Here is a 15,160-nt window from a genome sequence, read left to right as displayed (position 1 = left end):
AGCACAAAAAGGCTCAACTTCGATTTTTTATCGAAATTGAGTCTTTTTTTATAGTTATTAGTCAATGAAATGAATTCAAAATTGGTATTTTACTATTATTTTTTAATTATAGTTCCTGTACCATTATTCAGATAATCTTCTACATTTTCGAGTGAGGTAATCACTGCCTTCGCATCAGGATTCTTACTATTCTGAACAAAGGAGATGGCTGCCTGTACCTTAGGAAGCATTGAGCCTGGAGCAAATTGTTTCTCAGCAATAAAGCGTTTCATATCGGCTACAGTTACTTCTTCCAACTTCTTTTGATTCGGTTTATTAAAGTTAACATAAACGTTATCAACAGCGGTTAAAATAATTAACTCATCAGCTTTTATTAATTCAGCCAATTTTTCAGAAGCTAAATCTTTGTCAATGACTGCTTCTTTGCCAATTAAGCGGTTGGCCTCTTGAACGACAGGGATACCACCGCCACCGACAGCAACTGGAATATTACCAGAATCAATAATTGCTTTGATAGTATTGGCTTCTTTAATTGCCAAAGGCTTTGGGGAAGGAACTACCCTTCTATAACCACGACCAGAATCTTCAATCATCGTAAATTCAGGATTTTCTTTCTTAACTTCTTCAGCTTTTTCTTTGTTATAGAACGGACCAATTGGTTTTGAAGGATTTTTAAAAGATGGGTCCTTTGAATCAACAATTGCTTGGGTTACTACGGTAGCAACTTCTTGAGCAAGATTATTTTTGCTTAATTCTTCTCCTAGTGCATTCTGCAACCAATAACCGATACTACCCTCAGTCATTGCTACAGCAGTATCAATTGGCATAGGCGGATTCTCTTCACTTGAACCAGCCGCCTGTTGTAATAACAGGTTACCAACTTGTGGTCCGTTACCATGAGCGATGACTAATTCATCACCGCTTTTAACAAACTTAACCAATTGTTTGCTGGTTTCCCTCAAAGCTGCCTGCTGCGCCCTAGCGCTAGCATCTTTAGATAAAATTGCGTTGCCACCTAATGCAACTAAAACTCTGGCCGTCATTTGCTCACCCTCTTCTCTAATTAGGCTTCAGGTACTTGCTGAGTAATACAGTGAATATTGCCACCGCCAAGCAAAATTTCTCTTGCAGGAACGCCAACAATTTTACGGTCAGGATAACATTTCTGCAAAGTTTCCTTGGCTTTTTTATCATTTGGATCGTTAAATAATGGGTAAACAATACCACCATTGGCGGTGTAATAGTTTACGTAAGAAGCAGCCAAACGATCTCCTTCTTTACGTGGCAAAGTACCATCAACAGCGTCAACACCAGCTGATTCCTCTTTGGTAATCTTAATTGGCTTTGGTAAGTACAATTTAGTTACCTTAATCTTTCTGCCCTTGGCATCGGTCGCATTCTCTAATACATCTAAATCAGCCTTTGATGCAGCATATTGTGGATCATTTTTATCATCAGTCCATGCCAAAACGACGTGACCTGGAGATACAAAGTTAGCAATATTATCAACATGACCGTTAGTTTCATCAAGATAAATACCCTTTGGTAACCAAATTACCTTTTCAGCACCTAAATATTCTTTCAAAACTTCTTCAATTTGTTTCTTCGATAATTGTGGGTTACGGCCTTGAGACAAAAGACACTCTTCAGTAGTAATTACTGTTCCTTCACCATCGACATGGATAGATCCGCCTTCAAAGGTAAAGTCATCTAAACGGTAGCGATCAACGTGTTCTAATTCCGCCATCTTTTGAGCGACACGGTCATCCTTATCCCATGGGAAGTAAAGGCCATCGACTAAACCACCCCAAGAATTAAAGTGCCAGTCTACTGCACGCATACTGCCCTTATCATTCTTCACAAAAGTTGCTCCACAATCACGGATCCAGGAATCGTTATTGGATAATTCAATTACTTCAACATTGTCTGGTAACATTGTTACCGCATTTTCATATTGATCATCGTTGACCCCGACAGTAACATGTTCAAATTGAGAAATTGCTTCTGCAACTTTAACAAAAGTTCTTTGAGCAGGCTTACCACCATTGCGCCAGTTATCTGGCCTTTCTGGCCAAAGAATATAGACACCCTTGTGAGCATCAAACTCACCCGGCATTCTAAAACCATCTTTTTTTGGACTTGAATTTAATGTTTTCATCTTAATTACCTCTATATACTACTTTTCCATTAACCATTGTCATTACAGCTTTAGTGTTAAGCATTGTCTCAGGTGATACCTTCAAAATGTCTTGGTTTAAAACCGCCAAATCAGCTAATTTCCCAACTTCCAAAGTTCCTACTTCATTTTGCCGGTGTGCACATGAAGCTGAACCTGAAGTATAAGCTCGTAAAGCTTCTTGGATATTAACACTGTTCTGTGGTTCCCAAGCTTTTCCACCGGTAATTGCTTTCCTGGTTTCCGCATTATACATATTTTGGTACGGATTATAATCAACAACCGGAGTATCGGTTCCAAAAGCAATCTTCACACCACGGGCAAGGTAATGTCTAAATGGCCACATCATTTTTATTCGGTGCTGACCCAAATCTTTTTCTTCACCGTGAGGATCAATTAAAGCATGTGCAGGCTGAACTGAAGCAATAACATGTAAATCTCTTAACCTCTCAATGTCTGCTTCTTTGATGTTTTCAAGGTGTTCAATATTAAATTGAACATTTTTGGGCATATCCTTGCCTAAAGCCTTTTCAACATATTCATAGACATCCAAGGCTTTGGTAACTGCTTCATCACCAATGGCATGAATCTTAACGTTGTAACCTTCTTTAGCGGCCTTTAATGCTCTACGTTGCATTTCTTCCGGTTTTACAGTTAAGTGCCCGACGTCGTTTGGAGTCTTAGCATCACTATATGGTTCCGATAAGAACGCGGTGTGCATGCTGGAAACACCATCGAAGAATGATTTAAATCCAGCAACTCCAAGCATAGTGTCACCCTTAGCCCGGCCACATTCATCAGTCATTCGGTGAATACGGGTGAAATCGTCGAGCAAAGTTGGATACATATTAACCCGGACAGTTAATTTGCCTTCGTCTTCAAGTTTCTATCCAGAATTTGATCAGAATGGGGAACAGCACCACTAGCCACATCATCTAACTGAGTCATACCCAAAGCGTTCATTCCGTGAGTAGTTTTACTTAACAAATCAGCCATCGCTGACTCATCAGCCATCAAAATCTTGGTTGATAGCTTCATGAAGGTTGCTTCACCAAAAATACCGCTGAGCTCACCATTTTTTAACCTACCAAAATTAGGATTATCTTTAGTATTTTCATCCGTACATCCTAGTTTCTTTAAGGCTATGGAATTAACCCAACCAGTATGACAATTAGAATCCATCAAAATCACTGGTGTATTTGGAAATGCTTTATCTAAACTCTCCTTAGTTGGTAAAGTCTTGTTGTCAAAGAGCAGCTGATACCAGCCCATACCAATAAGCCAACCACCGATTAAGTTTTCAGGTTTATCGTATTTCTTAACAATTTCCACACATTTTTCTTCAGACTTGGTGTTATAAAGGGGTGCACATTTGCCCGAATGCATTAAGGCCGTCATCAACATATGAGCATGACCATCATGAAGACCCGGAATGACCAAATGATTACCATAATCTAAAACTTTTGTGTCAGGATCAACATATTTATCTAGATCTTGGAATCCTACGTAAATAATCCGATTATTCTTAATAGCAATTCCGCCATAAATAGTCTCATCACAATTTCCGGTCCAAATATTCGTACTCTTTACAACTTCATCAGCATGGGTCATTTGTATTCCTCTTCCCTATTAAGGCGGATTTCCTTTACTAAGAAAATCATAGCAACAGCAAAGGCAATAATATCAGCTACTGGCTGTGCAAACCAAATACCTTTAATACCGACTGTATAAGCGAGAAGTAAAGCTAAAGGACTAGCACAAATTAAGAATTTCAAAACTCCTAAGAAGGTAGAAGCTCCAGCTTTACCAATAGCTTGGTAGTAACCAGACATCATGTTGACGCTTGAGCCTAAAGCAGTTAACCCAACTACAATAATTCCAGATGTGGCAGTAATGTTTACTACCGTTGCATTTGAAGTAAATATTGCGGCAATGGGGTGAGCAAACAAGGCAAAAATAATGGTTAAAAAGGCTACCGAAATAATATTGGTAATAATACTAATCCTCAATAATTGAATTAAACGTCCATGTAATTTTGCACCATAGTTATCACTAGCAATTGGCTGCATCCCTTGCATTAAACTTTGAGTAACCAAATTTAACACATAGAAGATATAGCCGTTAATCAAACCAAACGCAGCAATATCATTATTATTACCAAAATGGCCTAAAACTAAGTTCATTAACCAGTTATAAATAGCACTTGATAGGGTTATTAAAATAAATGGCAGTGACAAAACAATAGCACGCTTCAAATCTGCCCAATTGAATTTTAAATTCAAGGAAAGATGATATTTATTCTTAGGATTAAGAAACGGAATAATCGAAAATGTGAATAATCCGAGACTCAAGCCGTAATAAATAGCAGAAGCTATAATTCCTAGGTGAACAATGAAGATGCCCCAGTATAATTCAGCTATGGCAATTACAGCTGAAAGGGCAGTAATCCAACTTGCCATACCAGGCTTTTCATCTACTCGCAGCATTGAAACGCCTACTTGACCAACAAAGCAAAATGGATAACCAATCATAAAGACCCGGATAAATTCAACGGTCATTTGTTTAATTGGACCCTTAGCTCCCAAAATGCTTGCTATTGGGTTAGCAAATACAGCAATTAAAATCGCTAAGGCAACTGAGAAAATTAAGGTAAACCAGAAACCATCATTCCAGATTTTCCTAGCCTTTTCATCATTTCCTTTTCCTTTATATTGGGCTGCAATTGTTGTAATCCCAATTCCTAACCCAGTACCAACCGCATCGTTAAGTAGTTCTACCGGCATAATAATACTTACCGTAGCTAGTCCAAGAGCTCCCAGGCCATTCCCAGTAAAAATAGCTTCCAGCATGACCATCACACATTGTGCGAGCATCCCAGCTAACGTTACAAAACCATACTTAAGAAAGAGTTTATTGACATTCTTTGTTTCAAATTCGTTCGTTTGGGAGGTAGCTGACTTCATAATCCTCACCTACAATCTTGTAAAAGACTAATATTTAATACCTAATTCCTTGTTATCTTGATATGGCTCCTTAGCAAGCATTTCATCAAGTTCGCCTTGATATCTTTCAGCTAAAGCTTTAGAAGCATGTTTCATATTAGGATTCAATAAGTAAACAAAGATTGCACGCATTGCGGTCTTTCTGTTTTCTGCTTGATCCCAAACAATTGAATGGTTTCCGTCAAGTACAGAAGCAGTAACTTCTTCACCACGGCTAGCTGGTAAACAGTGCATAAATTTAACATCTGGGTTACCGGTCTTCTTTAATAAGTCATCACTAACTTGGTACTTAGGATAGAAGATCTTCATATATTGATCTTTTTGAAGTTCTTTATCGTATAAGCCGTACCAAACATCTGTATAGATGAAGTCAGCACCTTGCAAAACTTTCTCATCGTCAGAAATTTCAATTGAACCGCCATTTGCTGCAGCAATCTTCTTAGCATGTGCCAAAACATCTGCTGGCATCTGATTTGACTTAGGACCAAATTGAGCAAATTTCATTCCCATTTGGGCACAGAAGAACATGGTAGACATTGCCACTTGGGTAGCGTCACCAACAAAGACCAACTTAATGTCTTCAAGTTCTTTGCCCTTAGGGAGATTTTCTTCAATAGTAGTTAAATCACCAAGAGCTTGGGTTGGGTGACTCTTATCACTCATAAAGTTAACAACTGGAACTTGTGAATACTTGGCTAAGCCTTCAATTTCCTCATGACGGTTAACGCGGGCACCTAAGATATCAAGCAAACGGCCTAAAACATGACCGGTGTCGTCTAAACTTTCGTGACCGCCCTTGCCTAATTGAATTTGACCAGGTGCAAGGTAAAGAGCATGACCACCAAGTTCTGCCATAGCGGCTTCTGCTGAGTTACGGGTACGGGTGGAAGTTTGTTCAAAAATCATACCTAAATTCTTGTTCTTCAATAATTGTGGGTAATAACCATGTTTGATTGAATCTTTGATCTTTAAACCTAAATCAACCATATATTGCATTTCTGCTTTTGAAAACGTAAATGTATCGATGTAATCTCTTTTTTCCATAACTAATAACTCCTTTGTGAAAATTTTTATTTCCTCTTGACATTTTTTATCTTACAAGGAGTTATTAAAAATGTAACCGATTCCAGGTATTCTGCTAAATCGTTAAAGCTAAGGAACCATGTTTCATATAGTGAAACATTTTACAATGCATTAATGGCAGTATTAGAAGGTATTTTTCTAAAATAAATTAGCCCCGTTATGTATCATTTTGTGATTATTTGTTTCAAAGACCCCGTAATTTATTACATTTCACATTCTCCCTAATATACTCAAGACTGTAGGTGCATTAAGCTACATTTTCGTTAACTCTACTCATTTTCTTTAGTATTCTTATGTTAAAGGGAAGTAAAAAGGCGCAAAATAAAGGCAGTTAAGTTATTAAAAACAAGGAGATAATTTATGGAAATTACAAATTCAACTCCAAAAAATGATAATTATCAAATGGTGCCAGATTATACATTCCAAAAAGAGATTTTCATGATTTGGCCGGAACGTTCTGACAATTGGCGTAATGGCGGCAAGCCCGCTCAAATTGCTTTCACTAAATTAGCTAAAATAATTAATGAATTTGAACCAGTCACAATGCTGGTCAATGAAGATCAATACGAAAATGCTAAAAACAAAGTGGGAGACTTTGCCAGGGTCATCGAAATGTCCTCAGACGATGCATGGGCGCAAGATACCCTGCCAATTTTCCTAAAAAATAATTTGGGACAGGTGCGTGCTGTTAACTTTCAATTTAACGCTTATGGCGGTTTAATTGACGGTTTGTATTTTCCTTGGAAAAAAGACAATCAATTAGCAATCAAAACAGCTGATCTTCTCAGGTTAGACTATTACTCTAACCAAAATATCGTTGAAGGCTGCTCAGTAATAACCGACGGTGAAGGAACTGTTATTACTACTGAGGACGTTCTTTTAGCAGAAGACAGAAACAACGGTGCTACCAAGAAATTCATTTCAATTTTATTGAAAGAATATTTAGGTGCTAAAAAGATAATTTGGCTCAAACATGGTTACTTTTTGGATGAAACGGGTGGCGACATTGACAACATGGTATCTTTTATCAAGCCTGGAGAAATTGCTTTAACCTGGACTGATGATAAGAATAGCCACATCTACCCTGCCTGCAAAGAAGCGTACGATATCTTATCCCAAGCTACAGATGTCAAGGGCAGAAAATTTAAAATTCATAAATTTCAAATACCACATCCGCAAAGGTTAACCAAAAAAGAGAGTGAAGGAATTGATTCAATCAACGGACTCATGTCGCGAGCAGTTGGTCAGGTCTTGACCGCTACGTATGTTAGCTACATTACATTGAACCAAGCTATTATTTATCCTGAATTTAATGATCCCCAAGATAAAATTACCAAAAAGCACTTACAAAGAATTTATCCAAATAAGAGGATCATTCCATTCCCCGTACGCGAAATACTAATCGGGGGCGGTGGATTACACACCGTTATTAAAGCAATTCCTAGATATTAGGAGGATATAACAATGAATTTCTTTGAGATAGCCAGTTCGCACTTAAAAGATTTAACTGAAAACGAACATAAGCTTTTTGAATTTGTTGTTTCCAATATGGAAGAAATAAATGGTAAAAGTATTCGGGACGTTGCATCTATGGCATACGTCTCAACCGCTACTTTCATCAGATTTGTCCGTAAAATTGGCTTTTCGGGTTACAGTGAATTTGCGACAGTTATCAAATTTACTCTTATTAATCGGAATGAGAACCCCGATAAAAATATTTTTTACACTGAAAATAATTCTTATAGGGAAAGTTATTTAAAGAACATAGAAGAAACAATCCGCGTTTTAAAGGAAAAACAGTTAAATTTAATAGCAAGTGACTTACGCAAAAAGCCGGACATCTACTTTTTTGCGAAAGACACAACAAAACATTTAGTTGAATACTTAGATTTTATTTATTCAATGGCAGGCTTCAGAGTCTTTTTCCCAAGAGACGAAAATTACCGTAAAATAGCTGAAAAGCAAATAAACTCAAATAGCATTGTTTTTATTATGAGTTACAACGGAGAAAACAAAGAATTCATACAACTGATTAGTGAATTAATTAAAAAAGATAAGGCGCCTCTGATTGTTTCGATCACCGGTGCTGACAACAACACCATTCAGAACCTAAGTAACATAAACTTTTACCTATTTACAGACGAGCTTAAAGTTAATGGTGTAGATATTAGTTCGCGCATTTCTGTGGCAATTATTATGGAATTGATTCTCTACCAGTATATTTATAACAAGTAAAAAATAATTAAAAATAAAACTCCTGAACTAGACAAAATCTAATTCAGGAGTTTTTCTTATACAATCAAATTTAATAATACCTATTTTTCACTTAAGACCCGTCTGACATGGTCAGCAGCCTTAAACTTACCTGAGAATACTAACTCATCCCCGGGCTCGATTACGGTTGAACCATGCGGCGCAAGCCACTGATTTCCACGCCGAATACGACTAACGGTAATCTGATCAATGAAGTCCCAGTCCATTAACTGCCGTCCTGTATAACGGGTATTGCGCACAACTACTGAGTAAAGGACATTCTTAGTATCTGTCAAAACTTTATAGACAGCAGGAGATTCAATTAAAGCGCGCATTAAGGAAGAAGTAACCGTACTAAAGTTAAAGATCTCCATTCCCTTATCATGTAACTCCTTTACAGTTGCTACATCTGCCTGATTCTGGCACACGATAATTCGCTTGAAAATACCACTCTTCTTTGCCATTTTAGCTAAACGAATATTTTCTTTATCACTATGTTGAGCTGCTACAAAAATATCGCCATCAAAAACACCGGCATCTTCTAAGCTTTTAGCATCCAAATCCTTTAATAAAGTTAAATTCGGTACCCGACTTTTGTAAGTATTGTAGTTTTCATTACTAGCAGTAAACAGATTGACTAAATACCAATTATCGTGCAGATCGTTTGCAACCGGCACAGTAAGAGCGTTGGCTCCTAAAACAACCACACGCTGCTTAATTCGATCTTCTGGTCGCAATTTAAAGGATGCATTAAAGACAATTGGGCACACAATACATACAATCACAGCTGCCAAAATGAACACATCAGATTGGGTTGAAGTAATTGCACGCAGCTTACGAGCAACTTCCAAAGTTGGCAAGACAATCGTAATTGTTGTAGCCGTTAAAAAGCCACCCGCAAACGCATTGCGCTTATCAAACTTTCTCATGTACACTGCCACAACCGGTAATTTTGCTATGAATAAGAAGAGCACAACGACTGGTAAAAGCATTAGTGATGTTGGATGAGCAAACAATGTTTTCAGATTCAAGTTTACCCCAGTCATAATGAAGAAAATTGGAATAAAGAAACCATAACCAATCGAAGTCAGTTTATCCTTGGTGGCCTCGCTTGGTTCAAGCAGTTTCATGACCATCCCTGCCAAGAAAGCACCTAAAATATTTTCGGCACCAACCTGCATAGCAACGGTGACTAAAGCAAAAATCAGGAAGAAAGCTAGACGAATATCTAATTGCGTTGTAGATTTCGTTACTTTGGTAAACCATAAATAAGGTTGTTTGAAATGCCAAAGCAAGAAAATCGCCGCAGCAAACAATAAAATGATCAACCACAATTTTTCAGCATTGCCACCATTAATTGAGGCATAAATAGTCAAAAGTAAAAGTGGTATAACTTCACCCATTACAGCTGTGAGTAAAATGGTTTGACCAATTGGACGGTTAAGAATATCCTTCTCCTTTAACGTGGCAATAACCACACCAAGAGCAATGGTCATAAAAAGTATTGTGGCTAGCATAACATCGCTGAATAAGCCCAACCACTTCAAGATAAAGGCTAGAATAATTGCCATAATGGTTACGCTAATATAGGCTAATCCAGCTGTTGGCAAAGGATCAACCATCTTACCAGCTTGTGATTTTCCCTTGGGATTGTTCTTTCGTTTTAATAAATCAAAGTCAATTTCCATCCCCGACAGGAACATCAAGATAATCACACCTAGGTTGGATAGAAAAGATAGATCATGGATAGGGGTAATTAAGTTAAAACCACTTGCACCCATAATAATGCCTGCGATAATCTCAGCAACAGCTGTTGGTACGGCATTAAATTTGAAACGAGCCATAAAAATGGGAATGACTAACGCTAACAAAACAACTAAAAATAATGATAATTGTGCCAAAAAGTTACCTTCTTTCATTTATTGAAGATTATACAAAATATTCACTATAAATGTTACTTGATTATAAAATAAAAGAGCAGTCTAATGACTGCCCATAATATAATTTATTTAAAATAAATCACTATGTGATCCAATTGCTATTAAAAATATATTCTCATCATTCTCAGCATATATCAATAAGTGATCTCCACTATGACCATCAAAATGTAATTCTATAATTTGAAATTTAGTATTTGGACCAAACCTTTTTTGAAGTTGTTTTAAAAATTTATTGGTTAAAGTTAAGTGATGCGGATAAAAATAATTTGGTATTTTTATACTATTAAACAAACAATATATAATATAATCCCATGGAGATCTTTTTTTATTATCAAATGGCACTGTTCCAGTAAAGATGGAGTTCCAATCAAAATTTTTCTTTACTTTTCTATATTGTTTTTTAAATTTATTTATAAAAAATATATTCTTAGTCTTCATTTAATAACTTCTCTAATTCTTTTGGATTGGAAGCTTTGTGAAGTTTACTATTATCAGCATAGGCATTGGCAGTTTCAAGTAAAGAATCTTGAACCATTTTATTGGGATAACCAAAATCTTTTGGTAATCCACTATTAGCAACTTCAGTAACAACAATACGCATATATTCTGATATAGACAGACCGTGATTTTTTAATTGTTCTTCAGCCTTATTTTTTACATTACTATTAATCCTAGCCGTAATCCTTGCATCTTCCATATTTACCACCTCATCTATATTGTACACCGATCGACATCCACTTACTATAAATTCATATTTGAATTATAGTATCAAAAAAACGACCACCAGAAAATATCTTCTGATGATCGTAATTAAATGATAAATTATTTTATTTATCTAAAGTTAGCAACCTTAACAAATTGGCTAGGACTAATGTGGTAATACTTCTTACCATTGATAGTCACTCTAGCACCATAAGTTCTTCTGTAGTTACCTCTGTACAACTTAGAAGAACCAACACGAATACCAACTGTGTCATAAATATATGCATTGTGAGTCAATTTCCGGTTAGAACCGTTGATATTACCGGCAACAACATATTGATTCTTACCAATTTGTAAGTACTTAATACCAGTAATGGTCTTTTCACCAGCAACAGTAACTTTCGTACCAGCAGGTTTCATAGCTGAATTAGTACGCTTACCATTTTCATCGTAAACATAAGCTTCATGCATCAAAGTCTTCTTGCTTCCGACAGGAGCTTGACTTGATGAAGAAGTTGAATTATCGGTATCAGCATTAGGATTGGTGTTACTTGTAGCTGGAGTACTTGGATCCTTTGGTGTCTTGTCAGTACTACCGGCTTGTAAATCATAGTAATATTGAATCAACGGAACAAATTGATCCATTGAGTAACCCCACTTTGCAAAGTAGCCATCTGGGTCAGTATGATCAGTGCCACCTAAGAATCTAGATACAGCATGGTGAGACCATACAGTACCTTTACCAGTGTGAGTAGCATTGGTTGGCTTTAAATTATAACGGTGAAGCATCTTCGCTGCATAAATCGCATCATTATTTACACCCTTGGCAAAGTTAGTACGATTGTTCTCTTCACAAAGTTCAACTTGAATAAAACGATTGTTAGCTACAGGACCGGCGCCCCAAACACCATAATTAGGGGTCATCATTTGAATGACAGATGAATGGTCAACAAAGGCATGTACATATGCATACATATTCATCCATTCACGGTTAAAGTAAATTGCTTCATTATGAGCTGTAGCATTTGGTGTAGCAGTTTCGTGAATAACGATACCTTCCGGCTTACCATTACGATAATAAATAGTATTACCATTGCCATAAAACTTATTATATTTAATACCTTCAGTTTGAAGCATTTTGTATAAATAAGTTACACCACTATAACTGTCTTGCTTAGCCATGCTGTTAATGGTAGTAGCCTTGGCTTCATGAGTTTGCGTTGCACCTGCAAAGGGAACAACGGCAGCTAAACTACATGCTGCAACAGCAGTAGTAATTAATCTTTTTAATTTCATTTAATATTTTCATCCCTTAAATTAAGAAGCGCAAATTAATTAAAAGTTTGCTTTTTTAATATAATGACCAGTACCAATCTTGTAGTACTTCTTACTATAAATAGTAACGGCAGAACCGTAAGTAGCAACTGATTGGTTCTTCTTCATAACCTTCGAATTATCACGATTGCCATAGTCATTGTAAACATAGGCATTATGCTTCAAAGCGCGCATCTTACCATCAATATTACCAGCGGCAATATATTGGTTAGTACTAATTCTATAATATGACTTACCATTAATAGTCTTCGTACCATAAGTAGGAATATTATTATCAGCCTTTAAAGCTTTAATACCCTTTACACGCTTGCCTTTTGCATTGTAAATATAGGCATTATGCATGAGCATCTTGGTGATCTTCTTCTCACCCTTAGGAGCTTGTGATGCTGGTGGCAAAGCACTGCCAGTATCAAGTGAAGTACCATCGACCCAACCTTTGCCTGCAATATGCATTCTTTGCGAACCATCGTAATAGGTAATGGTCTTATCAACAGTTACATTATCACCTTTAGAAACAGAACCTGAGGTGGATGAAACTGAGTGATCAGTTGGCCAATCGTAAGTTGAACCAGAAGCCTTTACTGTGTAATTGGCTGTAGCATTAGAAACCTTGGGATCATATTGTGTTAGGTCATATGCAGTAATTCTTTGATTTAAAATTGTATTGTAATTATGAGCTGTGGCGTAAGTACCAGTCAGAGCTTTAGTTGCAGCAGCATATGAAGATGCATTTTCAATCCAAGCACCTTGATAACGAGTTGGTTGCCATGAAACACCTTCACGCAACTTCTTACCATTATCATCAAATGAACCTTCATATGATGAATACTTTCTAAAGTTAGCATTAACATAATAACTCTTACCTGCACTGGTCTCTTCCCTAGTCTTTGAAGTATAGGTAGGACCCATCCAGGAATCATCAGCCTTCATACCAAAAAGGTTGTTAGCATTAACTGCAAGGCCAGATTGTCCCCAATTTGATTCTACGATTGCCTGTGCAATCATAACTGATGGATAAAGTCCGTACTTTTTAGAAGCCTTTTGTGCTTGCTTAGCAGCAGTATCTAAAAAGGCACTCGACGTACTAGCAGCAGATACCTTCTTTGTACCTACTGGTGTCTTTGCAATTAATTTGTTGGTAACTGGTATAGCAGTTGAAGTTAACATAACCGCGGCAGCAAAACCAGTGAATAATCTTTTTTTCATGGATTGAATTTCCTCCTTATAATGAACACTTATATTGTATCTAGCAAACCATGTCTAGACAATAGCTTAAATGGATTTGTAGTCAAAAAGTAATATTGTACGCATTTTTATTACAAAAAGCTTTCAGCACTTAGAAAAGCTAAGAATAAAATAAACATTTATTCTTTCAGTGTACATTGTAACTTAATTAATAGCTTATGTTTCAAACGCTGCAATTGTTTTCGATTTATTCCATATTTTATAACTAAAGAGCTAAAAGTGTTTTCGAATAATAAGTGTTCAAAGAAAATTATTTGTTCTATTTTAGACATTTTATTCACCTCATCCTTAAGGACTATCAAATCGTCCCAATGAACCGCTTCTGCTAAGTTCGAACATTCGAGGACATTACAACGATGTTCATCATTGCGTTGAATTTTCCGTAACCGATCCGTTGTGTTCCAGATGATTTTACGAAAACTCAACTTATCCACTTCTTCACGAGACATGTCTGGATGTTCTTCAAGCATCTGTGCATAAAGACAAACCCCATCTTGCAATAAATCCTCATAATCTGAATAATCCTTATAAATATGTAATTTTTTCATAGCTCCATAAACTAATTTCCTATTTTCCCATGCTGTTAAAAAATTCTTTTGGCTAATCTTCATTGTGTGACCTTCCTTATTTTGATATAGTCACAAGCGCTTGTGTACCATTAGATTAGCAAGATTTTAATTAGCATAAAAAACAGTTATAAGCGCTTACAAATATAAATAGCTATCACATCCAGCTCCTACTATAGTATTAGTAATGATTAATATCATCATTAGAATAATAAGTAGAGTTTGTTAGCAAACTATTATAAGAAATCTACAATTTAAAGATAAAAAAATGCCATGAAGAAAAAATTCTTCGTGGCATTTCTATTTATTCTACTAACTACTTAATAAAGTTAGCAAACTTGACATATTTACCTTTACTCTATAAATCACAGACAGCTACAGTTTATTCTGTAGAGTAGTTGGTAATCAGCAATTATTTGCTGCTGATCAGCATTTACATCATTGGTCCGGTTTTGGATTTTTGGCTTATTAGCTTGGAAAAATAAAATTAAACCTGTAATATACTCAGATTGAACTTTGATTCATTCTCAGTAGAATCAAAATTAGCACCTGTATAATTGTAGTATTTTATCCACAGAAGCAGATAAATCATATTATTTAAAATTAACTTACGAATAGAGAAGCAACCCTTCTCAGCCTGCATCTCCAATTTTCTTAATTTCCCATTAAAATTATTTTCCCACTAATATACTTAAGTTCGTCCAATCGCATTAAAAATATCTTTAACATACGTACACATGATTATAATAAGACTATAACTAAATATTGTAAATAACATTTCAATTAAAAAACTTATTTAAGCCCTGAATTATCAAATTAAGTGCAACACTGATTCAAATAGGTCATGAAGCCAATGTT

At 36.2% G+C, this 15,160-nt stretch carries 14 protein-coding genes; 2 read left to right on the top strand and 12 right to left on the bottom strand.

Features of this window, described 5'->3' with window-relative positions; all coding sequences use genetic code 11:
• Window positions 1-95: 95 nt before the first annotated feature.
• From arcC to argF, 6 genes are read right to left on the bottom strand one after another with little or no spacing between them, the layout of a single operon-like run.
• Complete coding sequence (gene arcC / locus FC77_RS03375) at window positions 96-1,043, bottom strand: carbamate kinase (RefSeq protein ID WP_056970129.1); 948 nt, start codon at window positions 1,041-1,043, stop codon at window positions 96-98.
• Window positions 1,044-1,063: 20 nt separating this feature from the next.
• Window positions 1,064-2,158, bottom strand: a complete 1,095-nt coding sequence (aguA, locus tag FC77_RS03370) for an agmatine deiminase (protein WP_056970128.1) — start codon at window positions 2,156-2,158, stop codon at window positions 1,064-1,066.
• 1 nt (window position 2,159) lies between these two features.
• The gene (locus FC77_RS08365) at window positions 2,160-3,023 is read right to left on the bottom strand and encodes an amidohydrolase (RefSeq protein WP_056970127.1); all 864 of its coding nucleotides are present in this window, start codon (window positions 3,021-3,023) and stop codon (window positions 2,160-2,162) included.
• A gap of 14 nt (window positions 3,024-3,037) precedes the next feature.
• Window positions 3,038-3,787 carry an amidohydrolase family protein gene (locus FC77_RS08360; RefSeq protein WP_056970126.1) on the bottom strand — a complete coding sequence of 250 codons (750 nt, stop codon included), beginning with the start codon at window positions 3,785-3,787 and terminating at the stop codon, window positions 3,038-3,040.
• A complete protein-coding gene (locus FC77_RS03355) occupies window positions 3,784-5,139 on the bottom strand; it encodes an MATE family efflux transporter (RefSeq protein ID WP_056970125.1) in 1,356 nt (451 codons plus the stop codon). Before FC77_RS03355 ends, FC77_RS08360 begins: the two co-directional genes overlap by 4 nt.
• Before the next feature lie 27 nt (window positions 5,140-5,166).
• On the bottom strand, window positions 5,167-6,222 hold the full coding sequence (gene argF, locus FC77_RS03350) for an ornithine carbamoyltransferase (protein ID WP_056970124.1): 1,056 nt from the start codon (window positions 6,220-6,222) through the stop codon (window positions 5,167-5,169).
• A gap of 399 nt (window positions 6,223-6,621) precedes the next feature.
• Here argF and aguA (FC77_RS03345) point away from each other — a divergent pair, with 399 nt between their 5' ends.
• Window positions 6,622-7,713 (top strand): agmatine deiminase, encoded by a 1,092-nt coding sequence (aguA, locus tag FC77_RS03345; RefSeq protein ID WP_056970123.1) that lies wholly within the window; start codon window positions 6,622-6,624, stop codon window positions 7,711-7,713.
• 12 nt (window positions 7,714-7,725) lie between these two features.
• Window positions 7,726-8,496, top strand: coding sequence for a MurR/RpiR family transcriptional regulator (locus FC77_RS03340; protein WP_056970122.1), 771 nt, complete (start codon window positions 7,726-7,728; stop codon window positions 8,494-8,496).
• Window positions 8,497-8,576: 80 nt separating this feature from the next.
• On the opposite strand, the gene FC77_RS03335 is transcribed toward FC77_RS03340, so the two are convergent.
• From FC77_RS03335 to FC77_RS03310, 6 genes are all read right to left on the bottom strand, one after another.
• Window positions 8,577-10,415 carry a cation:proton antiporter family protein gene (locus FC77_RS03335; RefSeq protein WP_056970121.1) on the bottom strand — a complete coding sequence of 613 codons (1,839 nt, stop codon included), beginning with the start codon at window positions 10,413-10,415 and terminating at the stop codon, window positions 8,577-8,579.
• Between the two features lie 108 nt (window positions 10,416-10,523).
• Window positions 10,524-10,892, bottom strand: a complete 369-nt coding sequence (locus FC77_RS03330) for a type II toxin-antitoxin system RelE/ParE family toxin (protein ID WP_056970120.1) — start codon at window positions 10,890-10,892, stop codon at window positions 10,524-10,526.
• Window positions 10,882-11,151, bottom strand: coding sequence for a type II toxin-antitoxin system RelB/DinJ family antitoxin (locus FC77_RS03325; protein WP_056970119.1), 270 nt, complete (start codon window positions 11,149-11,151; stop codon window positions 10,882-10,884). The genes FC77_RS03330 and FC77_RS03325 overlap by 11 nt, the downstream gene beginning before the upstream one ends.
• Before the next feature lie 134 nt (window positions 11,152-11,285).
• Window positions 11,286-12,452 carry an SLAP domain-containing protein gene (locus FC77_RS03320; RefSeq protein WP_054681658.1) on the bottom strand — a complete coding sequence of 389 codons (1,167 nt, stop codon included), beginning with the start codon at window positions 12,450-12,452 and terminating at the stop codon, window positions 11,286-11,288.
• A gap of 39 nt (window positions 12,453-12,491) precedes the next feature.
• Window positions 12,492-13,697: an SLAP domain-containing protein gene (locus FC77_RS03315; protein ID WP_056970118.1), complete on the bottom strand. Its 1,206-nt coding sequence runs from the start codon at window positions 13,695-13,697 to the stop codon at window positions 12,492-12,494.
• Between the two features lie 158 nt (window positions 13,698-13,855).
• On the bottom strand, window positions 13,856-14,347 hold the full coding sequence (locus tag FC77_RS03310; protein ID WP_056970117.1) for a hypothetical protein: 492 nt from the start codon (window positions 14,345-14,347) through the stop codon (window positions 13,856-13,858).
• Window positions 14,348-15,160 lie beyond the last annotated feature (813 nt).

Source organism: Lactobacillus acetotolerans DSM 20749 = JCM 3825, assembly GCF_001436775.1.
GTDB classification, from domain to species: domain Bacteria; phylum Bacillota; class Bacilli; order Lactobacillales; family Lactobacillaceae; genus Lactobacillus; species Lactobacillus acetotolerans.
The sequence above is the reverse complement of the archived record's forward strand: the minus strand, read 5'-3'. Positions and strand labels throughout refer to the sequence as shown.